Below are 24,038 nucleotides of genomic sequence, written 5' to 3'. Positions count from 1 at the left end.
GCTCAGGTTCCTGCCCTGCCAGGGCTCAGGGGCGAGGCGTCAGGGGCGAGGGGTCGGGCCAGCGGCACCAGCACGCTGATCGTCTTTCCGCCGGCCGCGCGGCGCTCGACGTCGACCTCGCTGGACAGGCGGTTGATCAGCGGCCATCCGTATCCGTTGCCCTCGTGGGCGCGCGGCGGCACGCCGAGCCCGTGGAGGCACACGGGCACGGCGGCGCTGTGGTCCCGCACGTTCAGCCGCACACCCTCAGGGGTGAGCGCGACGTCGAACGCGGCGACGCCGCCACCGTGCCGGACCGCGTTCGTGACCAGTTCGGACACGACGAGAATGAGATCGATCATCGACTGTTCGGCCGGCGGTCCGACCGCGGAACGCCACCGCTCCCCCACGAACTCCCGCACGTACTGGCGGGCCGCCGCCGCGGTGGTGATCGCGGCCGGCGGCCGCAACGGCCGGGCGGACGGTCCCTCGGCGGGAGCGGTGTCGTGGTTCACGGGCGAGTGGCGCTCCATCGGCATCATGGCGAGTTCGGAGTCGACTGCTCGGGACAGCTCGGCTCATCAGCTTTCATGAAGCGCCGCATACCCGCTCGCGCCCGGACCATGGCCGTCGATTTCCGCGGGGAGTTCCACACGGATCCCGCACAGCTCCGCGGTCGCGGCCGCCTGGGCGGCGGCGAGCTGCCCGCGTGCCGTTTCCAGGGCCTGGCGAATGTCGCGGGTGCCCGTGGACACGCACAACGTGTACGCCAGGTCCTGCGCGCGTCGAGCGGCCTGGTGGTCGCGTCGCTCGCCCTCATGTCGTTCGCCCTCGTGTCGTTCGCCCTCGTGGACCTGGAGTGACTCGTACTCCTCGACGAGTCTGCGCAGGGTCGCGGGGTGAGGCATCAGCATCTGTTTCGCTCCTGGGTGATCCGACGACAGCAGGTGGCAACGGGTGAGGCGGCAGGGGCTCAGGAAGAGGGCGCGGTCCGGCCGAGGGCCTCCTCCCGGACGCGGGCGCAACTGCGGCTGATGAGGCGGGAGACGTGCATCTGGGAGATGCCGAGGCGGTCGGCGATGCGGTTCTGCGTCATGTCCTCGAAGAAGCGCATGTAGAGGATGGCGCGCTCGCGTTCGGGCAGTCGGCGCAGCCCTTCCTTGACCGCCTCCCGGTCCACGACGACGTCGTACGCCGTGTCGGGCGCGCCGAGGGTGTCGGCGAGGCTGTAGCCGTCCTCGCCGGAGGACATCTCGGCGTCCAGCGACAGGGCGCTGAAGCTGTCGAGCGCCTCCATCCCGGCGTTGACCTCGTCCTCCGTGAGCCCCGCGAGGGCGGCGATGTCGGCGACCGAGGGTTCTGCGGCGCCGCCGGAGGTCTGGCTGAGTTCGCGGCGTGCCACACGCACCTTGTTGCGGAGGTCCTGGACCCGCCGGGGGACGCGCAGCGTCCACATCCGGTCGCGGAAGTGCCTCTTGATCTCGCCGGTGATGGTGGGCACGGCGTAGCTCTCGAACGCCCCCCGCTCGGGTTCGTAGCGGTCCACCGCCTTGACCAGGCCCATCGCGGCGACCTGGCGCAGATCCTCCAGCGACTCGCCGCGGTTGCGGAAGCGGCCGGCGATGCGGTGCGCCATGGGCAGCCAGGCCCGGACGAGTTCGTCCCGTACGCGGTCGCATTCGGGCCCCGCGTCCGTCGCGGCGAGCCGGGCGAAGGCGGTGGCGGTGTCGGGGGCGTCGTCGTGCGTCCTCCTGGGGGGCGTGCCGGGACGTACGGAGGTGCCGGAACCGTTTGCGGACACATTGACCAGCATGGGAAATCGCTCCTGAACGACGCTTTCAGGGAATTACGGCGCGGAACGGTGGGTGGGCGACCAAGGCCCGTGCGCAGAAGACCGCTCCCGCCGGCGCGCCTCCGATCCGGAGGCGTGGAACTCCGCTTGCCCCGCGATTCCGTGGACAAACAACGGTGCGCGCGTTCGTGGTGACGGTTCGCCAGCCCTCGGTGGTCCTGTCCCCCGGGGCGGACGGCGACTTCTGGCCAGAGTGGGGAGGGACACGGTCCCTTTCGCTTCCGAGGGGGACTGAGTCGCGGGCAGCGGGGCAGGCGTGGGGTGGCGACAAGGCCGACAAGGCTTCGGGCGAGAGGGGTGGACAGCATGGCAGCCGTGACGGCATGTACAACGGCCACGGCACGGGGGAGGGTTATGGCGGACGGGGTCGGCCTCCCGCTGATCGAGGACCCGTCCCAGGTCAGGCCGAAGGACGCGAGGGAGATGTCGCGGCAGTTCTTCGACCGGCTGGCCGTGCTGGACGAGGGCACGCACACGTATCAGTACGTGCGCAACACGCTCATCGAGATGAACCTGTCGCTCGTGCGGTACGCGGCCTCGCGCTTCCGCGGGCGGGACGACTCCCTGGAGGACATCGTCCAGGTCGGGACCATCGGGCTGATCAAGGCCATCGACCGGTTCGATCTGTCCCGGGAGGTGGAGTTCACCACGTTCGCCGTGCCGTACATCGTCGGCGAGATCAAGCGGTTCTTCCGGGACACGAGCTGGGCGGTGCATGTGCCGCGGCGTTTGCAGGAGGCGCGGGTGGAGCTGGCCCGCGCGACGGACGAGTTGCAGTCCCGGCTGGGCCGGATGCCGACGACGCGTGAGCTGTCCGAGCTGATGTCCCTGTCCGAGGAGGAGGTCATCGAGGCGCGCAAGGCGTCCAACGGCTATAACACCTCCTCGCTCGACGCGGCGCTCACCTCCGACGGCGGCGAGGACGGCGACGCCGTGCTGGGCGACCTCATCGGCGAGGAGGACCCGTCGCTGCAACTCGTCGAGGAATTCCACTCGTTGGCGCCGCTGATCGCCGAGCTCGACGACCGTGAGCGGCGCATCATCCATCTGCGGTTCGTGGAGGAGCGGACCCAGTCGCAGATCGCCGAGGAGCTGGGGGTCTCCCAGATGCATGTGTCCCGGCTGATCAGCCGGATCATCAAGCGGTTGCGTGTGGGGCTCCTGGAACCCGGAGTCGCCTGATCTCGGCCCGTGTGTCCGGACGATTCGCGGGTATGCGCACGGGCGCATCGCCGGGCGATGCGTCGAATCCGTGAACCGGGGCAGCCGTCCCGATCGGTAGCGCCTTGGAGGCTCTTGTGTCCGTTGCCCAGAATCCCCTGTCGATCAAGGTCGATCTGCCTCGGGACGACGCCGTGCTGCTCACGATCGAGGGGGAACTGGACATCGACACGGCGACCGAGCTGCAACATCACCTGGCGAACCAACTGCGCCACGGGCGGCGGCATTTCCTGTTGGACGTGTCGGCCGTCCCCTTCATGGACTCGTCCGGCATGAACATCATCCTGCGGACGTATCAGGAGGTGCGGCGGCTCCCGGGCGGCGTGTACGTCATCGCCCCCACGCCGGCCGTGCGGCGGATACTCGATCTCACCGGCGTCAGCCTCACCGTGGCCACGGTGGACAGCGTGGACGAGGCACTGGCCGCCGTGGACTCCGGCCAGGTCGCCCGGCACCCGGACGAACCCCCGGCGGAGGAATAGCCGTTGCCGCCGCGCCGACGGGCCGCCCCGCCCGGCGTGGTCCGTCGGCGCGGCGGGGCGCACGCAGGACCAATAGTTGTCGTTTGACAACTATGGCCGGAAGACAACAAAGTGAGCCGGGCAGGAGTGTGGGGATGAGGCTGTCGGACCGGAACCGGGTCGGCGGCGGTCAGGCGCTCCGCGCGTCGGTGGCGCCGCCCGCGTGGATCTCCGCCGCCGCGGCGGCGCAGAACGCCTCCAGCCCCTCCAGCAGGGCGGTCCGTTTCCCGGCGGGCATCTCCTCCAGCACGGACCGCAGGGCCCGCTCGCGGCGGGCGCGCAGGTCCACCAGGAAGGCCTGTCCGCGTCGGCTCAGCCGCAGGCACAGCTCGCGCCTGCTGGCCGTGCTGGCGTGGCGTTCGACGAAGCCCACCGCTTCCAGGCGGTCACAGAGCCGGCTGGTGGAGGGCGGCGTGGAGCCGAGGGCGTCGGCGAGCATCCGCAGGTTGATGCCGTCGTTGTGCTCCAGGACGACGAGTACGCGGATCTGGGAGGCGGACACGGGAGCCGTCGAGGCGCGCCCCCACAGGACCTCCAGCAGCTCGGCCGCCTCGGAGGTCACACGCGCCACCTCGTCCGGCCGCTGGTTGGAGGAGTCAGTCACGGGCCCACTCTTCCAGGCATCCCGAACACTGTCAGCTCTGGAAAGAATGGCGTATCCGACATCGTGAACAGATTCGTGGCAGCCGAACGAGCCCTTCGCTCCGCTGCTCCGCACCAGTTGGTGGACGTGGTCCGCGACGTACTGGGCGGGAAATGGTCGGCGCGGGACGTCGAGCTCTACCTGGCCGACTACTCGCTCACCGCGCTGCGGCCCGTGTCCACGCGCCCGAGCGCGCCGGAGCCCCTGCCGATGCACGGCGGTCCGACCGGCCGGGCGTTCGGGGCGCAGGAACCGTACGTGGAGAGGCGCGGCGACGGCCGGGTGCGGGCGCATCTGCCGGTCACCGTGCGCGGCGACCGGCTGGGCGTGCTGCGTCTGACGCTGCCGTCCGCCGCGCACGCCGAGGAGTGCCTCGCCGAACTGGCTGAACTGGCCGGGGTCCTGGGGCACGAGCTGGTCGTCGCGGAGCGTGACACCGATCTGTATGTGCGGGCGCGTCGCTCCAGCCGTCTGACGCTGGCGGCGGAGATGCAGTGGCAGCTGCTGCCGGGCCGCTCCGCCACCCGGCCCGAGTACGCCCTCGGCGGTCAGCTGGAACCCGCCTACGACATCTTCGGCGACAACTTCGACTGGTCCGCCGACGCCGACCGTCTGATGCTGTACATCACCAACGGCATGGGCGAGGGCATCGAGGCCTCCCTGCTGACGAATCTGGGGATCAACGCGCTGCGCAACGCCCGCCGGGCCGGCCTGCCCATCGCCGACCAGGCGGCCCTGGCCGACCAGGCCGTCCACGCCCAGTACGGCGGAGCCCTTCATCTGTCGGTGCTCCTGCTCGATCTGGACCTGGCCACCGGGCGCCTGGCGGTCGTCGACGCGGGCTCCCCTCGGATGCTGCTGCTGCGCGACCGGACCGTCGGCACGGTCGCCCTGGACGCCCAGCTGCCGCTGGGCATGTTCGAGGAGACGGACTACACCGCACAGGAGTTGACGATCGAACCGGGCGACCGGCTCGTCTTCGTCAGCGACGGGGTGTACTCCGTCGCCACGCCCGGCGGGGAGACGTACGGGGAACGGGCGCTGGCCCGCGCGGTCAGCGCCACGCGTCTGCTGCCCGCCGCCGATGTCCCCGGCGCGGTGCTCAGGGAACTCTCCGGTCACCGCGGCACACCCGTGGCGGACGACGACGCGCTCGTGGTCTGCCTGGACTGGTTCGGCCGGGGGGAGGCCGGCCGGTCCCACCGATGAGTTCGCCGACTTCGCCCACCAGTCGTTTCCCGAAGAGGGGAGGCGCGCCAGAATGTGAGGAGAGACCCGTGCCGGAACAGGACACGGCAGGCCGACAGTTGACACCGGCGCAGGAGGTGGCGGAGTTCCTGCGCAACCGCCAGGAACAGATCGCTCAGCGCTGGGCCGACGCGGCGTTGTTCCGCACCGTCTTCACCCACTCGCGGGACGAGGCGGTGGAGGCGGGCCGGGCGGTCGTGGACGCGCTCGCGGCCGTGGCCGCCGTGGACAGCGTCGAGGACGCGGAGTCCGGCGGATTCCACGTCGTACGCGAGCAGCTCGCGCGGACGGCCGCCGCACGGGCGCGGGCCGGTTCCACCGTCACGCAGATCTCCGCCGAGGTGGACGCGCTGCGACCGCCCGTCACCGAGCTGTTGGTCGCCGAGTTCGCCGCCGCGCCGGCCACGCACCTCCGTGAGTGCACCACGACCCTGACGGTCCTGATGGGCACCCTGCGTCTGGTGGTGCTGGAGACGGCGCTCAACGAGGGCGAGGAGCTCATCCACCGGCAGCGCCTGCAGTTGATGGAGGTCGCCACGCCGGTGATCAGCCTGTGGGAGGGGATCGTCGCCGTCCCCCTGATCGGCACCCTGGACAGCGCGCGCAGCCAGGTGGTGATGGAGCGGCTCCTCGACGCGATCGTCGAGCAGCACGCCCGGTTCGCCATCCTGGACATCACCGGGGTCCCGACCGTCGACTCACTGGTGGCCCAGCACCTCATGAAGACCGTGGCGGCGGCGCGGTTGATGGGAGCCGAGTGCATCGTCTCCGGTATCCGGCCGCCGATCGCGCAGACCATCGTCCATCTGGGCATCGACCTCAGCTCGGTGCTCACCCGCACGAGCCTCGCGGACGCCCTGGCCTACGCGTTGGGGAAGCTGGGCACGGACATCGTGTCCCACGACGGCGCCGGTTCGGGGCACAGGTGAGCGGCGATCTGTTCGCCGGCTACGGCGGCCCGTCACCGTACGGTGCGCCCGTACCTGTGCTCAAGCTCGGCAACGTGCTCCTGGTGTCGCTCCAGGGCGATCTGCACGACGGCGCGGCGGAGCAGCTCCAGCAGGACATCAGCGACACGGTCGCGCGCAGCGGCGCCACGGGGGTGATCATCGACCTCTCCGGAGTGGAGATGGTCGACTCGTTCCTGGGGCGGGTGCTCGGCGACATCGCCGCCCAGACGAGTCTGCTCGCCGCCGGGACGGTGGTGGCGGGCATGCGTCCGGCCGTGGCGATCACGCTGGTGGAGCTGGGACTCACCCTGCCGGGACTGCGTACCGCGCTCAGCACCGAGGACGCGCTGCGTCTCCTCGGCGGCCCGGACCCGATCTTCCCCCGCCGAGGGCACGCCCGCCAGGAGAGTCCGTGATGCAGACCGCCGGCGGCATCTCCGCCTGCCTGCCGATCCACTCGGACCTCGATCTGGTGTGGGTACGTCAGCATGTGCGGCAGGCGGCCGCCCAGCTCGGCTTCGGTCTGGTCGAGCAGACCAAACTCGTCACCGCGGCCAGCGAACTGGCCCGCAACACCCTGGTCCACGGCGGCGGGGGCCAGATGGAGTGCGCTGCGGTGGACAGGGCCGGCGCACGAGGGCTGCGGCTGGCCTTCAGCGACCAGGGGCCCGGCATCCCGGACCTCGACCAGGCCCTCGTCGACGGCTACACCTCCGGCGAGGGGCTGGGGATGGGGCTGGGCGGCGCCCGACGACTGGTCCACGAGTTCGCGATCGACAGCCGCCCCGGCTCGGGCACCACGGTCACGGTGACGTCCTGGATGTCGGGTGCGCCGCGCCCGCGCGAGGAGCGGTGATGCCGCGCGTCTGGGAGGTTCCCGTGCACGACTCGACCCGGGTGCGCGACGCCCGGGTGGCCGCCGAGTCCGCGGCGGCCCGCGCCGGGCTGGACGAGGGCCGCGCCGCCGGTTGCGCCCTGGTGGCCACCGAGCTGGCGACCAATCTGCTCAAGCACGCCGGTGGGGGGCTGATACTGCTGGACGTCGTCTCCCGCCCCGCGCCGGAGCGGGCGGACGGCGCGGCCCCCATGGTGCAGATCGTGGCGATCGACCACGGGCCGGGGGTGCGCGACGTGGCCGGCGCGCTGCGCGACGGTTTCTCGACGACGTCCTCGCTCGGCGCCGGCCTCGGCACCTGCAGCCGGGTCGCCGACGACTTCGACCTGCACAGTACGGTCGGCCGGGGCACCATCGCCCTGGCGCGGCTCGGCGCCCGGCCCGAACGCCGCGGCGGCGGCGGCCCGGCCCCCTCCCCCGCTCCGGCCGTGCGCGCCGGAGGCGTCAACATCCCCTTCGCCGGCGCGGAGTTCTCCGGCGACGCCTGGGCGTGGGTCCGGAAGGGCGACCTCACCACTCTGATGCTCGCCGACGGCCTGGGCCACGGGCTGGCGGCGGCCCGTGCCTCCTCGGCGGCCGTGGAGCAGCTGTACCGCGCGCCCGAACTGTCTCCCGCGCACCTGCTGCGGCGGCTGGAGGACGCGCTGCGCGACACCCGGGGCGCGGCCGTCGCCGTCGCCCAACTCGACGTCGCCGCAGGCACGTTGCTATTCGCCGGCATCGGCAACATAGGGGCGCGGCTGCGCACCGGCGCGACCTGGCAGCCGCTGCTGTCGCGGCCCGGCATAGTCGGCGCCCACCGGGCCGCCCGTATCCCGCAGCACGAGGCGGCCTGGGGGGACGACTGCCTGCTCGTGCTGCACAGCGACGGCCTGCCCAGCCGCTGGAGTCCGGGCCCCGCCGCCCACAGCCCCTCCCTCGACCCCGCTGTGATCGCCGCCGTGATCGTGCGCGACGCGAGCAGCCCCGCCCGGCCGGTACGCGACGACACCACCGTCGCCGTACTGAGCCCCTCCCCGCCGGACCGCCACCCATGACCCGTACCTGGCATGTCAGTTCCGTCACCGACGCCGCTCGGGCCCGTATCGCCACCGCGCGACTGGCCACCGCGCACGGGGTCTTGGCGACCGACCGGGCGCGGCTGGTGTCCGTGCTCTCCGCGCAGCTGCGGCAGTGCCTCACCAAAGGAGGTGCGTGGCTGCTGACCGCGCGGGCCGACACGGCGCGGCCCGGTGGCTGCCGGTTCCTGGTCGAGGTGACGTCGGCGAACCGGCGGCCGGGCGAGTTCCGCCAGCCGTGGCGGCTGACGGTCGCCTGCTCGGAAGAGGTGCGGCTGCCGGACAGCGAACATGCGCCCGGTGATCTGGTGGACCTCGCGGAGGCCCTGTTCGGGGCCGACGAGGACGCCGCGCTGCTGCTGGAGAAACTCGACGAGCAGGAGGCGCTGGTCGCCTTCCACCGCGAGGAGCTCCACCAGACCAACCAGGGTGTGCTGGCCCTGCACGCCGAGCTGGACGCGGCCGGGCGCGCGCAGCGCGAACTCTTCGCCGCCGAGCAGAAGGCCCGCGAGGAGGCCGAGAACGCGCGCGGCCGGCTCACCTTCCTCGCCGACGCCAGCGCCGCCCTGACCGCGTCCCTCAACCCCGACGCGATCGTGCGGCTGCTGCCCACCCTCCTGGTGCCCCGGTACGCCCGCACCGCCGACGTATGGCTGTTCGACGGGGAGGACGACATGGCCCGGGGCGGCCCGCGGCCGGCCGCCGCCGTCGTCGCGGCCCGCCGCGGGCGCCCCCAGTACGCCGCCGACCACCCCGGCGGGCTGCCCGGAGTCGACGACCAGCCGCCCTCGGCACTCGACCCCGGTCGGCCGCTGCTGTGCGTGCCGCTGATGACCCGGCGCGCACCCCTGGGCGTGCTGACGCTGTCCCCGCCCGACGACCAGCGCTGGGACGCCGACGACGCCTTCATGCTGATCGAGCTGGCCCGGCGCGCCGGTGTCGCCCTGGAGAACGCCCGGCGCTTCGAGCACAACCGCGACATCGCCGAGACCCTGCAGCGCGCCCTGCTCACCGAGCTGCCCACCACCCCGGGGCTGCGGCTGGCCGCGCGCTATCTGCCGGCCACCCGGGGGCTGAACATCGGCGGCGACTGGTACGACGCCTTCCGCCAGCCCGACGGCAGTCTGATCACCGTCATCGGCGATGTCACCGGGCACGGTCTGCGGGCCGCGGTGATGATGAGCCAGCTGAGGACCGCGCTGCGCGCCTACGCCGTCGACGGCGAGACCCCCGGTCAGCTCCTCACCCGTCTTCATCTGTTCCTGCACCATCTGCAGCCCGACCTGTACGCCACCGCCGTCATCGCCCGGTTCCATCCACGGGAGCCCACCCTCACCTGGGCCGCCGCGGGGCATCCGCCGCCGGTGCTGCGCTCGCCCGACGGGCGGGTGCGGATCCTGGACGCCAAGCCCGGCGCGATGCTCGGCATCCCCCTCCATCAGGAGATCGCCGACCACACCGTCCCGCTGCCGCCCGGATCGACCCTGGCGCTCTACACGGACGGACTGGTGGAACGCCGTGCCCAGGGCATCGACCCGGGCATCGAGCGGTTGGCGTCCGCCCTCGGAGCGCTCCCGCCCGCCACGCTCGACGACGACCTCCAGGAATCGGCCGACCGGCTGCTCCACCCGCTGCTGGACGACGAGCACGAGGACGACGTGTGTCTGCTGCTCTGCCATGTGCACAGCGACGCCGGGCACCACACGGCGCGGCTCACCTGACGGGTCCCCCGAGGGCCCGCAGCGCCTGTTCGACCCGCGTGCGCTCGGCCGGAGGCATCGCCGCGAGGGCGTCGGTGAGACGCGTCGACAGCCGTTCGGTGACGTCCGTGAGGAAGCCGTGGCCGCGCTCCGTGACCACCAGGCGCACCTCGCGCCGGTCGTCGTGCCGGACACACCGCTGGAGCAGGCCGGCCGCTTCGAGCCGGTCGCAGAGCCGACTGGCCGTGGGCAGACCCACCGCGAGCTGCTCGGCCAGGGCGGTCAGGTTCAGCTCGGGCCGCCGGCGCACCGCTCGAAGCGCGAGGGTCTGTCTCGGGGACAGCCGCGGGGTGGCGTCCTCCACGGCCGAGAACCAGAGCGGCACCAGGTTCTCCACGGCGTCGAGGACCAGCCGGTCGAGGTCGTGGGGGCCCGTCATGCGGGGGGCCTACCCGAAGTGCCCGGGAGTACACGGCCGGCACCGCACGCTCCTGTGGCGCCGAATCGCCCGCGCCGGACCGCGCCGGACCGGGCCGGGCCGGTGTCGAGCCGGGCCGGTGTCGAGCCGGGCCGGTGTCGCTACGCCTTGTAGGCCACTCCCCCGTACACGTCCGTCGGCTCCGGGTGCGTACCCGGCTCCGGACGCCACAGCGGGCAGGACACGATGCCGGGTTCCAGCAGCTCCAGCCCCTCGTAGTAGGCGTGCAGCTGCCGGGGGCTGCGCAGGACGTACGGGACGGCGCCGGTGTCGTCGTACCCGTCCTGGGCTCGCTTGAGTTCGGCGTCGGTGTCCGTGCTGTCGTAGTGGACGAAGTAGCTGCCCGGCGGCAGGGCGGCCTGGAGACGGCGGACGATCTCCCGCGCCTCCTCGTAGTCCTGGATGTGGCCGAGGATGCCCATCAGCATCAGGGCCATCGGCTTGCCGAAGTCGAGGACCTTCCCGGCGGCTTCGAGGATCGTGTCCGGGTCGTGCAGGTCGGCGTCGACGTAGTCGGTGACGCCTTCGGGGGTGCTGGTGAGCAGGGCCTGCGCGTGCCGCAGTACCAGCGGGTCGTTGTCGACGTAGACGATGCGGGACTCCGGGGCGACCTTCTGGGCGACCTGGTGGGTGTTGTCGTACGTCGGAAGACCGGTGCCGATGTCCAGGAACTGGCGGATTCCGCGCTCGCGGGCCACGAAGGTGACTGTGCGGATGAGGTACACGCGGGAGGCGCGGGCCATCGTCTCGATGTTGGGGGCGATCTCGCGGTAGGCGTCGCCCGCCTCCCGGTCGACCCCGTAGTTGTCCTTGCCGCCCATCCAGTAGTTCCAGATGCGGGCCGAGTGCGGCACCGTGGTGTCGATCTTCGACAGGGCTTCCTGATCGGGAGTGGGGTGGCCGTCTGCCATGGGAACTCTCCTGTCTCACATCGCGTGGTCGTCACATCGCGTGGTCGTCGCTAACCTATCGTCAACTGCCTGTCGTTTTTTGAGAGTTGGGTCGAACGGGCGCGGGGGGCACGGCTGGGACCGCCCGGCTCGCCGACGTCGAGGGTGACCACGGGTACGTGCTGGGCGAGGGTGTGGAAAACCCGGGCGTAGGCGGTGGCAACCTCGGTGGTCTCGGACGTGGTCAGGTGGAGCATGGCCCCGTCGCGTTCGGCCACGGCGTCGGCGAGGTCCAGGGCCTGCATCCAGGTCACCCGGGAGCGGCCCCGGCGCAGCGGCCCGTGGACGAGTTCCGCGATGAGGTTCCCGTCGACGGCCAGTCGGCCGGGTCCGGCGAGGAGTTCGCGGTAGGGCAGGCCGGGGTCCAGGTGGTGGAGGGTGGGCGGCATGTGCCGGACCTCGAAGCCGAGGTGGGCCAGTTCGGCGACGAGACGGTTCCGGCCCGCTCCTTCGTGCCCCTCGACGATCAGGGTCCGGTACCGGGCGAGCGTGGGTGGCGGGATCATCCCCGCCCCTCGGGAGCGGCCCGGCCGACGTGCCCGGCGAGCGTCAGGGCTCGGCCCGGGACACGAGGCGGCGTACGCATGCCGCTCCCTTCGGGTGGTGCGCGGCGGTCGACCTCACGAGCCCGTGCGCGACCTGGAGGTGACCCCAGTCTGGGCACGGCCGGGAGGTGCCGGGAGTGCGCGTGCGGGTTGTCCGGTTGTGCGGACGTAGTGATCCACGCGGCGGCCGAACACCCACCGCCCGCAGCGAAGCGAAGCCACCGAACAGCCGCCGAACAACCACCGGACCGAGCGGCTCGGCTTGCCGAACGGCTGCTGCGAAGCGGAACGGGTCGGCCGGGTAGCCGCCGGGCAAGGCAGGAGGGGTCGGCCGGGCCGCCGACGGGCGAATCGAAGAGGGTCGGCCGGGCGGGCGGAGCCGGCGGTCCGGCCGGTCTGCTGGCGGGTGGACGGACTGGTCAGCTGGGCCGCCAGCGGGTTAAGCGAAGCAGGCCGAGCGAGCGGAGCCGAACGGGTCGGGGCGGGCTGCCGACGGGCGAAGCGAAGCGGGTTGGCTGGGTGGACGGGCGGAGCCGAACCGATCGGGCCGGATCGCCGACGGGCGAAGCCAAGCGGGTTGGCCGGGTGGACGGGCAGAGCCGAGCAGGCCGACCGGGCCGCCGTCGGGTGGGGCGGAACGGGTCGGCCGGGTCGACCGGCGGGCGAAGCAAAGCGGGCTGTCCGGGCGGCCGGGGGCGGAGCCGGGCGGATAGGCCGGGCCGCCCCGCGGGTGGGGAGGAGCGGAGCGGCCTGGTAGTTGTCAGGCGATGAGGAAGTCGGCCTCGCCGGCCTTGGCGCCCTCCAGGAACGCCACCATCTCCTCCCGTGAGTAGACGAGGGCGGGGCCGTCGGGATCGGTGGACTGGCGGAAGGCGACGCTGCCGTCGGGCAGGCGTTTGGCCTCCACGCAGGAACCGCCGTTGGTGCCGCTCCAGGGCTTGCGCCAGCCCTCGGCGCCCAGTTCGGGAGCGGGCATGCCGCTGTGGACGGGGCCGTCGGGTGTCCTTGCCATGTTCACAACTCCTTGCGTAGTGCCGCCAGGATGTCCCTGGTACGACCCACCGGTTCCGCCTGCACGGACATCCGGTCCAGTACCTCCAGATAGGTCACGACGTCCGCAGGCTGGTCGACGTACTGGGCGCCCGCGAGGCCCTCGGTGTAGACGATGTCGGGGAGTTCGGAGAAACCGAAGCGGAAGTAGTGGAAGGGGCCGAACGCCCCGGGGTGGGGCCCGGCCGCGAACCGCATGATCTGGATCCTGACCTTGGGCCGTTCCGTCGCCTCGGCGAGCCGGTCGATCTGGGCCCGCATCACGTCGGGACCGCCCACCGGCCGGCGCAGCACGGTCTCGTCGAGGATGGCCCAGACGGCCGGTGCCTCGGGTTTGGCCAGCAGATCCTGGCGCCTGAGGCGCAGGGCGACCCGGCGGTCGACGTCCTCGGGGCTCGCGTTCGGGAAGCCGACCCGCATCAGCGCGGCGGCGTAGTCGTGGGTCTGCAGCAGGCCGGGTACGTACTGGGGTTCGTAGAGACGGATGACGGCGGCTTCGCTCTCCAGGCTCACGTACGCGCTGAACCACTCCGGCAGCACATCGCGGAACTTGTGCCACCAGCCGGGCCGATTGGCCTCGCGGGCCAGGGCGAGGAAACCCTCGATCTCGGTGCCGGAGACTCCGTAGGTGCGCAGCAGTTCCTTCACGTAGGGGATACGGAGGCCGACCTCGGCCTTCTCCATGCGGCGGACCGTCAGCGCGGTGACCTCGATGGCACGGGCGGCGTCGTCGAAGGACACTCCGGCCTGCTCCCGCAGCTGGCGGAGCCGTTTGCCGAGCACCATGCGCAGGACCGTGGGCGCCGCAGGAGCACTCCCTCCTGAGCGGGTCTCACTCACGTGCAACCTCCCGGGGCGGGATTCACAGCGTGCAGTGTGCCACGCCATCCCGTGACACGAACAGGTCCTCGCAATTCATTCTGAAATTATCAGAACGCAGGTTGCGAGCCGAGTTCTTCGGCCACCATAGTGACCGAGTGACCTGCCGCACATCGCGGGCAGCGTCCCTCGAACTCCTCCGGCCCGCCCAGGAGTTGGCGCCACGGCGGGCACGGGTCAAGCCGCGCGCCGACATGATGCGACAACCTGGATGGCCGCCGTGACGAACGGATTGCAGGGATTACCGAGGAGCCCGGCCAGGGGGACCGCTGGGCCCAACAAGCCGCTGGCGGCAGCCCTGAAGGAGGCCGGCTGCTCGTACGCCTCCCTCGCGCTGCGGGTCAATGACCTGGGCCGCTGTCAGGGCGCGGACACCAACTACGACAAGGCCTCCGTAACCCGCTGGCTCCAGGGCCAGCAACCACGGGGAAACACACCGGAGTTGATCGCGGCGGTCCTCGGCGAACGACTGGGCCGCGCCCTTACTCCGGCCGACCTCGGTTTCCCGCTCGATCGCGGACGGCCGGTGACGGGACGGGCGTTGATGTACGTCGAGAACGTGGCGGAGACCCTGCACACCCTGACGGAGCTGGGCTCCACCGACATCTCCCGGCGCAGTCTGCTCGGTTCGGTGCCGTTCGTGCCGGGCGCCCTGACGAACCCGCAGCGGGCCTGGCTGCTGTGGCTGGTGGAGAGCCGGGACGCCCCGAGGCTCGCGCCGGTGTCGGGCGGCGGGCCGGTGGAGCAGGTCCACGCGATGCTCCGCATGTTCGACGAGATGGACAACCACTACGGGGGCGGCGGTATCCGCACGAGCATCGTGCAGTACCTCACCACCGAGGTCATCCCGCTGCTCCAGCAGCGCGGCATGCCGCCGCACCACCGGCGCGAGCTGTTCGCCGCCGCCGCCCGGCTCGCCGCCATGGCGGGCTGGAGTTCGTACGACGCCGGGGAGTACGGCCTGGCCCAGCGGTACATGACACAGGGGCTCAGGCTCTGCGCGGAGGGCCGCGACCATGTGCTGGGCGGGCAGATCCTGGCCGGGCTGTCGCATCTGGCGACCAGCCTGGGCCGCCCCGACGAGGGCGTGGCCCTGGCCCGGGCCGGGGTCGCCACCGCCAGGGACTCGGGCAGCCCCCTCGGCCTGATGCGCCTGCACGCCATGTCCGCGCGCGGACACGCGGCGCTGGGCCGGCCCCGCGAGACCGCCGAGGCGTTGCGCACCGCCGACAAGCAGCTCGACGCGAGCCGGGGCGCCGCCCAGGAGTCGCCGTGGGTACGGTTCCTCGACCACCACTACCTGCAGGCCGAGTCCGCCGTGTGCTTCCGTGACCTGGGCCTCGCCGCGCAGGCCGAGCACACGGCGGGCGAGTCCGTGCGCGCCCATGCCGACCGCCGCCGACGCCAGGCCATCAGCCGGTCGGTCCTCGCGACGGCCCACCTCCAGCAGAACCGCCTCGACGAGGCGATCGCCACGGCCGACGACGCGCTCGAAGCGCTCAGCGGTGTGCACAGCGAACGGTCCATCCAGGCACTCCGCGACTTCCGGGGCCGGCTGGCGTCCCTCCGCCACGAGCCCCTCGTACAGGACTTCGAACGCCGGTCGCGGGTGGTCCTGGGAGCGGCCGCCTGAGATGGAACCGTCTCCGTACGGACCCGTCGCCATGCGGGACCGTCGTCAACAGCCGTTTGTTTCCGCCCACACGAACACGTCGTACGCCGGTGCCTCCTCTCGGCACGTACGGTCCCGGCGGCGCCCCGGACACTGCGTCGCAGGTCGCCACCTGGGCACCCTCGGCGAGCAGGAGCCGTACGCCGTCCCCACCCCGGCCCTCGCTGCCCCTGGTCACCACCACCGTCTCGCGGCGTGTGGACGTCCCGCACGCGAAGGTGCGGGTCGTCGGCGACGTCCACCGAGGTGCAAAACCCGTACAGCGCGCGCCACTACCCGCCCGCATCTGCACAACCCCACCACCACCTGGCGTTTCGTGTGTCCGGTGTTGTTGTCTGCGACAACAGCACCGGCGGCCCGCCGCGCCGGTACGCCCCACCACCATGAGGACACGGAGGACCCGATGACGGCAGTCAGGGTCGGCACGCCCCGCGGATCCCTGCCGCAGCAGCGCACAGCCCCCGGACGCGGCGAGGCGACCTCGACCTCACCCGGGGTGTGGCTGTCGCGCCCCGTCCGGGGGGCGATGTGAAGGGCGCCCCGGCCATGGAATCCACGTCACCAACCGCGTCCGGCACCGCACCGCCCCGTGGGCGGGTACTCGCCGCCGAACTGGTCCGCAGGGCCGAGGACGAGCGGCGGCTGGCCCACGAGGCCCGGTCGGCGCCCACCGCGCGGGCCCGCGACCGCATCGCCGAGTGCCACGCCGGAAACGGGGACGCCCTTCGCGCGATCGTCTCCCGCCACGGCTGGCCCACCGCCGAGTCGGTCGGCGAACCCGCCTCCACGGCGGCCCTGATGATCCTGCTGCACTCCCCCGACCTCGGCTTCCAGCTCACCTGCCGTGACCTGATCGCCGAAGCAGTCGCGGACGGCCGCTGTCCCGCCGTGCACCACGCCTACATCGCCGATCACTGTGCCGTCGCGCTGGGCCAGCCGCAGTTCTACGGCACCCGCATCAACCCCGGCACCCTCTTCCCGTACCCCGTCCGCCACCCCGAGACGGTCGACGAACGCCGCCACGACGTGGGCCTCGGCCCGCTGGCCGATCATCTGCGGGCGGTGCGGTGCGGGTTGGGGGCGAGCGGCGGGCTCTAGAGCCGACGGGAGGTGCCGCCGCCCTGCGGGCGAGGCCCCGGCGGCGTTCGGTACGTGCGGGGCGGGTCGGCTCCGGCGCGAGGTGCCGGATCCAGGTGGGCCTGGCGGCTTCGGCGTAGCGGGCACGCCCGAGCCGCCTTGGCGCAGGAGCCCGTCGGCATCCTGGACTTCGTCGACCGGGCCGCCATGGCCCGGGCCGGCCGGATCGACCTCGTCGCCACCACGGCCGGCCGGACGCGCGCCCCCTCCTCACGGCCCACCGCACCGCCGCCGTCACCGCCCTTCAGCATCGCCTTCGCACCACGTCCGAAGACGCCGACGCCTCCGGTGCGAAGGGCGCCCGGCCGCAACCACCCTGTCCGCCGGGGATATTCGATCGCTCGCGCCTCATGATCGCGTTAGGTTGGCGCGATGTCCGAACTGCGAACCGATCGTCTCCTCCTGCGCGGCTGGCGCCCGTCCGACCTCGCCCCCTGGGCGGCCCTGAACGCGGATCCGCAGGTGCGGGAGCACTTCCCGGGCGTCCTCACGAGCGAACAGAGCCACGCGTCCGCCGCCGCCTTCCAGGCCGACCTCGACGGACGGGGCTGGGGCTGGTGGGCGGTGGAGGTGCGCGCGACGGGCGAGTTCATCGGATTCACCGGCCTGGATCCGGTGGACGACGACATGCCGTTCTCCGGAGTGGAGGCGGGCTGGCGCCTGGCGCGTACGGCCTGGGGCCACGGTTACGCCACGGAGGCCGCGCGGGCGGTCGTGGACTTCGGCTTCGACCGCCTCCGTCTTCCAGAGATCCTCGCGGTGACCACCGCCGGTAACCTCCGCTCCCAGGCGGTGATGGGCCGCCTCGGCATGACCCGGGATCCGTCCGACGACTTCGACGATCCGAGTGTGCCGGAGGGCCCGCTGCGACGGAACGTGGTGTTCCGGCTGGCGGCGAGCGCCTCGTAGCGCGACGGGTCCGGCGCGGCGGGCACCCGCACCGGGCCTGCCGCCCGGACCTCTCAGCCCGCGGCCCACCCCGCGTAGAACAGACCGAGGCCGACGATCACGCAGATGCCCTGGATGGTCCAGAAGCGGACCACTACGAGGACTTCGGACCAGCCCTTGAGTTCGAAGTGGTGCTGGAGCGGGGCCATGCGGAAGACCCGCTTGCCGGTCAGCTTGAACGAGCCGACCTGGATGACCACCGACAGGGTGATCAGAACGAACAGCCCGCCGAGGACGGCCATGAGCAGTTCGGTGCGGGAGCAGATGGCGAGGCCGGCGAGCGCGCCGCCGAGGGCGAGGGACCCGGTGTCGCCCATGAAGATCTTGGCGGGCGAGGTGTTCCACCACAGGAACCCGAAGCAGGCCCCCATCAGCGCGGCGGCGACGACGGCGAGGTCGAGCGGATCGCGTACCTCTATGCAGGAGGCGGGGTCGGTGAGTTCCATGGCGTTGGCGCACGAGTTCTGGAACTGCCACAGACCGATGAAGGTGTAGCCGCCGAAGACCATGACCGAGGCGCCCGTGGCGAGCCCGTCCAGACCGTCGGTCAGGTTCACCCCGTTCGACATGGCCAGGATCATGAACAGGGCCCACACGACGAACAGCACCGGCCCGATGGTCCAGCCGAAGTCGGTGACGAACGACAGCTTCAGGGAGGCCGGTGTCTGGCCCCGGTCGTCCGCGAACCGGATGGCGAGGAGGGCGAACACGATGCCGACGATCAGCTGACCGGCCATCTTCGCCCCGGCCCGCAGCCCCAGCGAACGCCGCTTCACGATCTTGATGTAGTCGTCGAGGAACCCGACCACACCCATGCCCGCCATCAGGAACAGCACCAGGAAACCGGGGTACGTCGGGCTCTCACCGGTGATGACCTTGGTCGAGACGTAGGCGACGAGGGTGGCCAGGATGAAGGCGATGCCACCCATGGTGGGGGTGCCGCGCTTACCGGCGTGGCCGCGTGGGCCGTCGTCCCGGATGTACTGCCCGTAGCCCTTCCGGGCCAGCAGCTTGATCAGCAGCGGTGTGCCGATCAGCGTCAGAAACAGGCCGATGGCCCCGGCAAACAGGATCTGGTTCATCGGACGGCGGTCTCCCCCTCGGTCGCGCTCTGGTACGCGACGGCCTCACCGGTGTCGCTGGTTCTCACAGGCCCCACCCTATGCAGACATCTGATCTTCGTACGGCGGCGGGTAGTTGGCGACAGGACGGGGAAGGGCGGCCCTCCGTTCCATCTGGCGCGGTCGCCAGAGCCGCGCAGGCCCGGCACGACGGGCCGGAGCTGGGCGACATCCGTCGGGCGGCCCCTTTCGTGAAGCTGACCGGCCGCTTCGAGGTGCCCGACGACGATCCCGTGCGCCTGGCGGAGTCCGACTGGCGGCATCTGCGCACCGAGGCGCGCACGGCGGAGTATTCCGGGGCCGCCGGCCACCACGATCTGGTCGAGGCCGCGTACACCGAGCCGACGCTGCGGGCACTCTGCGGATTTGGTGACGGTCACGCCCGATCCCGCCGTCAAGGCCATCGTGGGCTCGTGGTCCTCTGCCTTCGACAACACGCGCGCCGCCGCGCTCGGCCCGGCTCCCGACCCGGGCTTCGCGTCCGTGGTACGGGATCATTTCGCCGACCACCCCGACGCGGTCCGGTCCGTAACCAAGAGTGATTGAACACGCCCTGGGGCTACGGGAGTTGCGTTCCGACCGGAATCAGCGGAAGAGATGGTAATTTCACTAACTGCACACATTCGGTATCAGGTAGTGAAGTCGGCCGCCTGGGCACGTCCACCGCAGAACCGTAGGAGTCGACTTGGCATCTCGTAGGGGAACCGGCCGGTGCACCTCCGTCCTGCTGACGGCCGTGTTGGTGACCGGAGTTCTCACCGGGTGCGAACCGCTCGCGGATGCCGCCTCCGCCCCGAGTTGTGAGGGCACCGAGAGCCGCGCGGACGAGCTGAAGTCGTACGGCGTTCTCGACGCGCGGCCTCAGGGGACCATCGTGCCGAAGGGCTTCGAGAAGCTCGACGCCGGCTGCTGGGAGGACAGCGGCGAGGCGTGGCTGCATGCCGATCGCACCTATGTCTTCCCCGGCGACAAGGCCGACGTCACCTGGTACTACAAGGCCGCGGCGGAGCGCGAAGGATGGCAGCCGTCCCGGGCCACCCAGAAGTCCTTGAAGGAGGACCGGGCCGCGAACCTGTGCTTCACCCTCGGCGAGAAGGACGGCGCGACGATCCTGGACGTCTACTTCCTGACCGAGGCGATCCTCGAAGCGGAAGAGAGCGAGACCGGGCCCGAGTTCGACTCCGGAGCCGCTTACCGCGTGTCCGTCACGTCCACGGCCGACGGGTCCGCGACCAGTTGCTCGGACTGAGGTCGGGCCCGCGCAAGGCGCTGGACGGCGACGGCTCGCAGATCACCCTCGACTACGAGGTGTGGACGTCCACCGGACCGTGGTCCAGCCGCGTCCGGCGGTTCTTGAGACCGGCCGCGTGCGGGCATGGGCAGGGCGGGGTGGTGCGGAGGTTGCGCCACCCCGCTCGGCATGAGACCCGTCCGACACTTCGTCTGCTGGGCCGCTGGCAGTGACCCACCTGGACCAGGGCATTCGCTACATCATGCTGGAGATGGACGCCCGCAGCATCGGCCGTGGATCGGCGGGCGGGGGGACTGACTGGGTGAAGGCCGCACGGCAGCCGCGAGCGGGCGGGTTGTCGCGTATTCGCGGCCGTCGCCTGCTGTTCCATGATGGTTACCAAGGAGAAGCTGGTTGCCCTCGACCGCACTCTGGAACGCAGCCGCGGCACAGTCCGGGGCGGACCCACCGACCTCGGCATGCCCGTGATCACCAGGCCGCAGTGATGTCTCACGAAGTCCAGCGCGGCGTTCACCGACTTGCCGGATCCCACCAGCCACTGGACACTGCGCTTCTCGACCACCACCACCCGCCGCCGCCGTCCGACCGACGTCGAGCCGTGCTGCTCGCACATGACGTCGACCGGTACACGGTGAGCACGGACCACCTGGGCGAATCCGTCCTCGCGCGGACGAGCACGGCGCGGGAGGCCGTGGCGCCGGCCGTACGTCACCTGCCGCCCGGCCTCGGCCCGGTCACGCTCGGAGCGGTTCACATCAGGGACTGGGGCGTACGTCGAGGATTCTCGCGCGGGCCGGCCGCCGGAGCGGGCCCCGGTCCCGGCCGGTCGCCGTCGCGTCGGCGCGCGCGGCCGGGGCGGCCCAGGACGACACCGACCGAGACCAGCAGCAGTCCGCACAGCTGCCGGCCCGTCAGCGTCTCCCCGGCGACGGCCGTGCCGAGGAGGACGCCGGTGGCGGGGTTGAGGAGACCGATCAGCCCCACGGTGGCGGCGGGCAGATGACGCAGGCCGGTGAACCAGGCGGCGAAGGCGAGCGCGGTGGCGATCAGGGCGACGTAGGCGAAGGCGAGGAGGGCCCGCGGGGAGAGCGTGGGCGGCGCCCCCTCCACGGCTGCGGCGACCGGGAGGAGGATGAGGCCTCCGGCGGTGAGTTGCCACGCGGTGGAGGCGAGTACGTCAGTCCCCGCGTTCCAGCGCTTGGTCAGGATGTGCCCGAAGGACGAGACGAGCATGGCGGCGGCCGAGGCGAGGACGCCGGGGAGGCCGGCGCCCGCCGCCCCGGTGAAGAGCATGAGGCAGACCCCGCCGAGCCCGATCGCGGCGCCGGCCAGGTGCGCGCGGCCGGGCCGTTCGGAGACCAGGGGCCAGGCGATGAGCATCATCGTCAGCGGGGCGGCCGCCATGACGGTGGAGGCGACGCTCGTCGGCAGCAGTTGGGAGGCCGCGTAGACGAGCACGAAGAACACGCTCACGTTGAGCAGCCCCAGCAGCGCGGCCCTCCCCCACCAGGCACCGCGCGGGAGCCGTCGGCACAGGGCCAGCAGGACGAGGCCGGCGGGGAGCGCCCGCAGGGCCGCCCCGTACAGCGGGCTGTCCGCCGGCAGGTACTCGTGTGTGACGAAGTAGGTGGTGCCCCAGGCCACCGGCGCGACCGCGGTCAGCGCCACCCACCGCATATTGGCTTCCATGGAAGGCATTATAACTTCCCGGGAAGCTATAATGGAGGCATGGAGAGGGGCATGGAGGAACACCAGCAACCACCGGACCGTGTCGCCCGCATCCAGGCCGACTGGCGCCGCGAGCGGCCCGACGTCGACGTCAGCCCGCAAGGAGTGATCGGCCGGCTGCACCGCCTGGCGGACCGGCTCACCGAGGAACTGTGCCTGGTCTACGGCCGCTACGGGCTCAGCGAGGGCGAGTTCGACGTACTCGCCACCCTGCGCCGGGCAGGCGCCCCGTTCGAACGGGCACCCGGTGAACTCGCCGCGCACACCATGGTGACCACCGGCGCGATGACGAAGCGGATCGACCGGCTGGAGCGGGCCGGGCTCGTCACCCGCCGCCGCGCCGAGGACGACCAGCGCGGCCGCATCGTCGCCCTCACCCGGCCGGGACGGGAACTGATCGACGAGGCGTTCACCGCGCACATGCGCAACGAGCGCCGTCTCCTGGATCTGCTGACGTCGGCCGAGGCCGGGTCACTCGAAACGGTGCTCACGACCTGGCTGTCCCGCATGGAACGTCCGGGGCCCTGCGGCGGCGAGTGACCCGTCAATCCCGGGTGGCGACCGACCGTCCGGCACGGACCCGCGTCGCCCCGCCCCACCGGCCCACCGCTCGGGCGGCCGGTCAGGGCTGAGACACTGCACGTCATGGCCTCCTTCACTCCCGCGCGCGCACTGCTGATGCTGACCACCGGGCTGACCTGTCTGCTGATGGCGGTCGGCGCCCTCATAGGCGCGCTGATCGGCGGCGGTCTCGTCGCCCTGGGGGCGGCCGTGTGCGCCGGGCTCGTCGGCATGGTGGGCTCGCTCATCGTGCGCCGGCGGGCCATGGCGCACTTCGCCATGGCACAGCGGCAGGCCGGGCAGCGGGGCTACGCCGAGGGCATCGCGCACGGCGTGCTCATCCATGTGACCGCCTACGAGGCCGCGGTCTTCCCCCGCACCGGGCCGAACGGCGTCAGCGACGAGGAGCGCGCGGCCCGCCGCACCATCGCCTACCGCATGGCCGCCCTGGACGAGGTGCCCCAGCGGGTCCGCGTGGCCGCCGCGGACGCCCTCGCCCTGCTCGACAAGACCGACCGCGAGGGCGCCGAGGAGGCTCTCGCCCGCCTCGCCACCACCGTGCGCCTGGAGTACTCCCGGCAGTAGCTCCCGCGCCCCCGGTGCGGGAGCGCCCGGCTCTCGTGAGCCGGGCGCCGCCCGTCTCAGTGACCGCTGATCGCGCGAGGTGTGTAGGGCCGCTCCAGTTCCTCGATCTCCTTGTCCGTCAGGGCGACGTCGAGTGAGGCCACGGCGTCGTCGAGGTGGTGGGGCTTGGTGGCGCCGACGATGGGGGCGGTCACGGTGGGCCGGCTCAGCAGCCAGGCGAGGGCGACCCGGGCCCGGGGCACCCCGCGCTCACCGGCGATACGGGTGACGGCGTCGACGATCTCGCGGTCGCCCTCCTGGTAGAGGGTTTTGCCGAAGTTGTCGCTCTCGGTGCGTTCGGTGACGGTGTCCCAGTCGCGGGTGAGCCGGCCGCGGGCGAGCGGGCTCCAGGGCAGGGTGGCGACGCTCTGGTCCCCGCACAGCGGCAGCATCTCGCGCTCCTCCTCGCGGTAGAGGAGGTTGTAGTGGTTCTGCATGGACACGAACCGCGTCCAGCCGTTCAGCCGGGCGGTGTGCTGCATCTTGGCGAACTGCCAGGCGTACATCGAACTCGCCCCGATGTAGCGGGCCTTGCCCGCCTTCACCACGTCGTGCAGGGCCTCCATCGTCTCCTCGACCGGGGTGTTCGGGTCGAAGCGGTGGATCTGGTAGAGGTCCACGTAGTCGGTGCCGAAGCGCCGCAGACTGGCGTCGATCTCCGTCATGATCGCCTTGCGGGACAGGCCCCAGGCGTTGGGGCCCTGGTGCATGGCGCCGTTCACCTTCGTCGCGAGGACGATCTCCTCGCGCCGCGCGAACTCCGCGAGCGCGCGGCCGACGATCTCCTCGCTGGTGCCGTCGGAGTAGACGTTCGCCGTGTCGAAGAAGTTGATCCCGGCGTCCAGCGCCTGCCGGATCAACGGGCGTGACGCCTCCTCGTCCAGGGTCCATTCGTGCGTGCCTCGGTCGGGGAGCCCGAAACTCATGCATCCCACACAGATCCGGGACACGTCCAGACCCGTCGAGCCGAGCTTCACGTACTGCATCGTTGCAACTCCTGCCTGTGGGGTGTGCGGCTGACCAGCG

Annotated in this window: 27 protein-coding genes and 2 pseudogenes; 17 read left to right on the top strand and 12 right to left on the bottom strand. The window is 71.8% G+C overall.

Annotated elements, in window-relative coordinates; all coding sequences use genetic code 11:
• Positions 1-2 precede the first annotated feature (2 nt).
• The 3 genes from OG622_RS47645 to OG622_RS47635 form a co-directional block, all read right to left on the bottom strand.
• Positions 3-494 carry an ATP-binding protein gene (locus tag OG622_RS47645; RefSeq protein ID WP_371583482.1) on the bottom strand — a complete coding sequence of 164 codons (492 nt, stop codon included), beginning with the start codon at positions 492-494 and terminating at the stop codon, positions 3-5.
• 66 nt (positions 495-560) lie between these two features.
• A complete protein-coding gene (locus tag OG622_RS47640) occupies positions 561-893 on the bottom strand; it encodes a DUF5133 domain-containing protein (protein WP_371583480.1) in 333 nt (110 codons plus the stop codon).
• A 59-nt stretch (positions 894-952) separates the two neighbouring features.
• Complete coding sequence (locus tag OG622_RS47635) at positions 953-1,792, bottom strand: RNA polymerase sigma factor SigF (protein ID WP_371583478.1); 840 nt, start codon at positions 1,790-1,792, stop codon at positions 953-955.
• A gap of 393 nt (positions 1,793-2,185) precedes the next feature.
• On the opposite strand from OG622_RS47635, the gene OG622_RS47630 reads away from it, so the two are divergent.
• Positions 2,186-3,013, top strand: a complete 828-nt coding sequence (locus OG622_RS47630) for an RNA polymerase sigma factor SigF (protein ID WP_371583476.1) — start codon at positions 2,186-2,188, stop codon at positions 3,011-3,013.
• Positions 3,014-3,129: 116 nt separating this feature from the next.
• Positions 3,130-3,534, top strand: a complete 405-nt coding sequence (locus OG622_RS47625) for an STAS domain-containing protein (protein ID WP_371583475.1) — start codon at positions 3,130-3,132, stop codon at positions 3,532-3,534.
• A gap of 169 nt (positions 3,535-3,703) precedes the next feature.
• Here OG622_RS47625 and OG622_RS47620 read toward each other — a convergent pair whose 3' ends face one another.
• Complete coding sequence (locus OG622_RS47620) at positions 3,704-4,177, bottom strand: MarR family winged helix-turn-helix transcriptional regulator (RefSeq protein ID WP_371583473.1); 474 nt, start codon at positions 4,175-4,177, stop codon at positions 3,704-3,706.
• Positions 4,178-4,240: 63 nt separating this feature from the next.
• Between OG622_RS47620 and OG622_RS47615 the strand changes: the two genes are divergently transcribed.
• The 6 genes from OG622_RS47615 to OG622_RS47590 all read left to right on the top strand — a co-directional run bounded on the left by OG622_RS47615 (position 4,241) and on the right by OG622_RS47590 (position 10,088).
• Positions 4,241-5,425, top strand: coding sequence for a PP2C family protein-serine/threonine phosphatase (locus OG622_RS47615; RefSeq protein WP_371583471.1), 1,185 nt, complete (start codon positions 4,241-4,243; stop codon positions 5,423-5,425).
• A 68-nt stretch (positions 5,426-5,493) separates the two neighbouring features.
• A complete protein-coding gene (locus OG622_RS47610; protein ID WP_371583469.1) occupies positions 5,494-6,393 on the top strand; it encodes an STAS domain-containing protein in 900 nt (299 codons plus the stop codon).
• Positions 6,390-6,830, top strand: coding sequence for an STAS domain-containing protein (locus OG622_RS47605; protein WP_371583467.1), 441 nt, complete (start codon positions 6,390-6,392; stop codon positions 6,828-6,830). Before OG622_RS47610 ends, OG622_RS47605 begins: the two co-directional genes overlap by 4 nt.
• Positions 6,830-7,270 (top strand): anti-sigma regulatory factor, encoded by a 441-nt coding sequence (locus tag OG622_RS47600; RefSeq protein ID WP_371584442.1) that lies wholly within the window; start codon positions 6,830-6,832, stop codon positions 7,268-7,270. Before OG622_RS47605 ends, OG622_RS47600 begins: the two co-directional genes overlap by 1 nt.
• A complete protein-coding gene (locus tag OG622_RS47595; RefSeq protein WP_371583466.1) occupies positions 7,270-8,346 on the top strand; it encodes a SpoIIE family protein phosphatase in 1,077 nt (358 codons plus the stop codon). Before OG622_RS47600 ends, OG622_RS47595 begins: the two co-directional genes overlap by 1 nt.
• A complete protein-coding gene (locus OG622_RS47590; protein ID WP_371583464.1) occupies positions 8,343-10,088 on the top strand; it encodes a PP2C family protein-serine/threonine phosphatase in 1,746 nt (581 codons plus the stop codon). The genes OG622_RS47595 and OG622_RS47590 overlap by 4 nt, the downstream gene beginning before the upstream one ends.
• Here the strand turns inward: OG622_RS47590 and OG622_RS47585 are convergent.
• The 5 genes from OG622_RS47585 to OG622_RS47565 all read right to left on the bottom strand — a co-directional run bounded on the left by OG622_RS47585 (position 10,081) and on the right by OG622_RS47565 (position 13,876).
• Positions 10,081-10,506: a MarR family winged helix-turn-helix transcriptional regulator gene (locus OG622_RS47585; protein ID WP_371583462.1), complete on the bottom strand. Its 426-nt coding sequence runs from the start codon at positions 10,504-10,506 to the stop codon at positions 10,081-10,083. The two genes, OG622_RS47590 and OG622_RS47585, sit on opposite strands and share 8 nt — an antisense overlap.
• A gap of 140 nt (positions 10,507-10,646) precedes the next feature.
• Positions 10,647-11,456: an SAM-dependent methyltransferase gene (locus OG622_RS47580; RefSeq protein WP_371583460.1), complete on the bottom strand. Its 810-nt coding sequence runs from the start codon at positions 11,454-11,456 to the stop codon at positions 10,647-10,649.
• Positions 11,457-11,506: 50 nt separating this feature from the next.
• Positions 11,507-12,001 (bottom strand): hypothetical protein, encoded by a 495-nt coding sequence (locus OG622_RS47575; protein ID WP_371583458.1) that lies wholly within the window; start codon positions 11,999-12,001, stop codon positions 11,507-11,509.
• Positions 12,002-12,800: 799 nt separating this feature from the next.
• Positions 12,801-13,052, bottom strand: a complete 252-nt coding sequence (locus OG622_RS47570; protein WP_326573551.1) for a DUF397 domain-containing protein — start codon at positions 13,050-13,052, stop codon at positions 12,801-12,803.
• Positions 13,053-13,054: 2 nt separating this feature from the next.
• Positions 13,055-13,876 (bottom strand): helix-turn-helix domain-containing protein, encoded by an 822-nt coding sequence (locus OG622_RS47565; RefSeq protein WP_371584441.1) that lies wholly within the window; start codon positions 13,874-13,876, stop codon positions 13,055-13,057.
• A 304-nt stretch (positions 13,877-14,180) separates the two neighbouring features.
• On the opposite strand from OG622_RS47565, the gene OG622_RS47560 reads away from it, so the two are divergent.
• From OG622_RS47560 to OG622_RS47550, 3 genes are all read left to right on the top strand, one after another.
• The gene (locus tag OG622_RS47560) at positions 14,181-15,602 is read left to right on the top strand and encodes a hypothetical protein (protein ID WP_371583456.1); all 1,422 of its coding nucleotides are present in this window, start codon (positions 14,181-14,183) and stop codon (positions 15,600-15,602) included.
• A 585-nt stretch (positions 15,603-16,187) separates the two neighbouring features.
• On the top strand, positions 16,188-16,739 hold the full coding sequence (locus OG622_RS47555; RefSeq protein WP_371583455.1) for a DUF6624 domain-containing protein: 552 nt from the start codon (positions 16,188-16,190) through the stop codon (positions 16,737-16,739).
• A gap of 411 nt (positions 16,740-17,150) precedes the next feature.
• Positions 17,151-17,687, top strand: coding sequence for a GNAT family N-acetyltransferase (locus OG622_RS47550; protein ID WP_371583453.1), 537 nt, complete (start codon positions 17,151-17,153; stop codon positions 17,685-17,687).
• 53 nt (positions 17,688-17,740) lie between these two features.
• Here the strand turns inward: OG622_RS47550 and mraY are convergent, their stop codons facing one another.
• The gene (mraY, locus tag OG622_RS47545; RefSeq protein WP_371583451.1) at positions 17,741-18,808 is read right to left on the bottom strand and encodes a phospho-N-acetylmuramoyl-pentapeptide-transferase; all 1,068 of its coding nucleotides are present in this window, start codon (positions 18,806-18,808) and stop codon (positions 17,741-17,743) included.
• Between the two features lie 80 nt (positions 18,809-18,888).
• Here mraY and OG622_RS47540 point away from each other — a divergent pair.
• From OG622_RS47540 to OG622_RS47525, 4 genes and pseudogenes are all read left to right on the top strand, one after another.
• A pseudogene (locus OG622_RS47540) lies at positions 18,889-19,155 on the top strand (hypothetical protein); the annotation flags it as partial.
• A 58-nt stretch (positions 19,156-19,213) separates the two neighbouring features.
• Positions 19,214-19,393, top strand: coding sequence for a hypothetical protein (locus tag OG622_RS47535; protein WP_371584483.1), 180 nt, complete (start codon positions 19,214-19,216; stop codon positions 19,391-19,393).
• Positions 19,394-19,532: 139 nt separating this feature from the next.
• The gene (locus OG622_RS47530) at positions 19,533-20,096 is read left to right on the top strand and encodes a hypothetical protein (RefSeq protein WP_371583449.1); all 564 of its coding nucleotides are present in this window, start codon (positions 19,533-19,535) and stop codon (positions 20,094-20,096) included.
• A 244-nt stretch (positions 20,097-20,340) separates the two neighbouring features.
• Positions 20,341-20,832 (top strand): annotated as a pseudogene (locus tag OG622_RS47525) (DUF6193 family natural product biosynthesis protein); the annotation flags it as partial.
• Positions 20,833-20,849: 17 nt separating this feature from the next.
• Here the strand turns inward: OG622_RS47525 and OG622_RS47520 are convergent.
• Positions 20,850-21,776: an EamA family transporter gene (locus OG622_RS47520; protein ID WP_371584440.1), complete on the bottom strand. Its 927-nt coding sequence runs from the start codon at positions 21,774-21,776 to the stop codon at positions 20,850-20,852.
• A gap of 51 nt (positions 21,777-21,827) precedes the next feature.
• Here OG622_RS47520 and OG622_RS47515 point away from each other — a divergent pair, with 51 nt between their 5' ends.
• Together OG622_RS47515 and OG622_RS47510 are read left to right on the top strand one after the other, a co-directional pair.
• Complete coding sequence (locus tag OG622_RS47515) at positions 21,828-22,367, top strand: MarR family winged helix-turn-helix transcriptional regulator (protein ID WP_371583447.1); 540 nt, start codon at positions 21,828-21,830, stop codon at positions 22,365-22,367.
• A gap of 105 nt (positions 22,368-22,472) precedes the next feature.
• Positions 22,473-22,973, top strand: a complete 501-nt coding sequence (locus tag OG622_RS47510; RefSeq protein WP_371583445.1) for a hypothetical protein — start codon at positions 22,473-22,475, stop codon at positions 22,971-22,973.
• 56 nt (positions 22,974-23,029) lie between these two features.
• On the opposite strand, the gene OG622_RS47505 is transcribed toward OG622_RS47510, so the two are convergent.
• A complete protein-coding gene (locus OG622_RS47505) occupies positions 23,030-23,998 on the bottom strand; it encodes an aldo/keto reductase (RefSeq protein ID WP_371583443.1) in 969 nt (322 codons plus the stop codon).
• Positions 23,999-24,038 lie beyond the last annotated feature (40 nt).

The sequence above is a fragment of the Streptomyces sp. NBC_01314 genome, from assembly GCF_041435215.1.
In the GTDB taxonomy this organism is placed as follows: domain Bacteria; phylum Actinomycetota; class Actinomycetes; order Streptomycetales; family Streptomycetaceae; genus Streptomyces.
This window is presented reverse-complemented; position numbering and strand designations above follow the sequence as displayed.

What these genes read in the sequence shown, in the direction of transcription:
- OG622_RS47640 (WP_371583480.1), bottom strand. Translation starts at nt 893, where the DNA reads ATGCTGATGCCTCACCCCGCGACCCTGCGCAGACTCGTCGAGGAGTAC.
- OG622_RS47635 (WP_371583478.1), bottom strand. Translation starts at nt 1,792, where the DNA reads ATGCTGGTCAATGTGTCCGCAAACGGTTCCGGCACCTCCGTACGTCCC.
- OG622_RS47630 (WP_371583476.1), top strand. Translation starts at nt 2,186, where the DNA reads ATGGCGGACGGGGTCGGCCTCCCGCTGATCGAGGACCCGTCCCAGGTC.
- OG622_RS47600 (WP_371584442.1), top strand. Translation starts at nt 6,830, where the DNA reads ATGCAGACCGCCGGCGGCATCTCCGCCTGCCTGCCGATCCACTCGGAC.
- OG622_RS47595 (WP_371583466.1), top strand. Translation starts at nt 7,270, where the DNA reads ATGCCGCGCGTCTGGGAGGTTCCCGTGCACGACTCGACCCGGGTGCGC.
- OG622_RS47590 (WP_371583464.1), top strand. Translation starts at nt 8,343, where the DNA reads ATGACCCGTACCTGGCATGTCAGTTCCGTCACCGACGCCGCTCGGGCC.
- OG622_RS47585 (WP_371583462.1), bottom strand. Translation starts at nt 10,506, where the DNA reads ATGACGGGCCCCCACGACCTCGACCGGCTGGTCCTCGACGCCGTGGAG.
- OG622_RS47580 (WP_371583460.1), bottom strand. Translation starts at nt 11,456, where the DNA reads ATGGCAGACGGCCACCCCACTCCCGATCAGGAAGCCCTGTCGAAGATC.
- OG622_RS47575 (WP_371583458.1), bottom strand. Translation starts at nt 12,001, where the DNA reads ATGATCCCGCCACCCACGCTCGCCCGGTACCGGACCCTGATCGTCGAG.
- OG622_RS47570 (WP_326573551.1), bottom strand. Translation starts at nt 13,052, where the DNA reads ATGGCAAGGACACCCGACGGCCCCGTCCACAGCGGCATGCCCGCTCCC.
- OG622_RS47565 (WP_371584441.1), bottom strand. Translation starts at nt 13,876, where the DNA reads ATGGTGCTCGGCAAACGGCTCCGCCAGCTGCGGGAGCAGGCCGGAGTG.
- OG622_RS47560 (WP_371583456.1), top strand. Translation starts at nt 14,181, where the DNA reads ATGGCCGCCGTGACGAACGGATTGCAGGGATTACCGAGGAGCCCGGCC.
- OG622_RS47555 (WP_371583455.1), top strand. Translation starts at nt 16,188, where the DNA reads ATGGAATCCACGTCACCAACCGCGTCCGGCACCGCACCGCCCCGTGGG.
- OG622_RS47550 (WP_371583453.1), top strand. Translation starts at nt 17,151, where the DNA reads ATGTCCGAACTGCGAACCGATCGTCTCCTCCTGCGCGGCTGGCGCCCG.
- mraY (WP_371583451.1), bottom strand. Translation starts at nt 18,808, where the DNA reads ATGAACCAGATCCTGTTTGCCGGGGCCATCGGCCTGTTTCTGACGCTG.
- OG622_RS47520 (WP_371584440.1), bottom strand. Translation starts at nt 21,776, where the DNA reads ATGCGGTGGGTGGCGCTGACCGCGGTCGCGCCGGTGGCCTGGGGCACC.
- OG622_RS47515 (WP_371583447.1), top strand. Translation starts at nt 21,828, where the DNA reads ATGGAGAGGGGCATGGAGGAACACCAGCAACCACCGGACCGTGTCGCC.
- OG622_RS47510 (WP_371583445.1), top strand. Translation starts at nt 22,473, where the DNA reads ATGGCCTCCTTCACTCCCGCGCGCGCACTGCTGATGCTGACCACCGGG.
- OG622_RS47505 (WP_371583443.1), bottom strand. Translation starts at nt 23,998, where the DNA reads ATGCAGTACGTGAAGCTCGGCTCGACGGGTCTGGACGTGTCCCGGATC.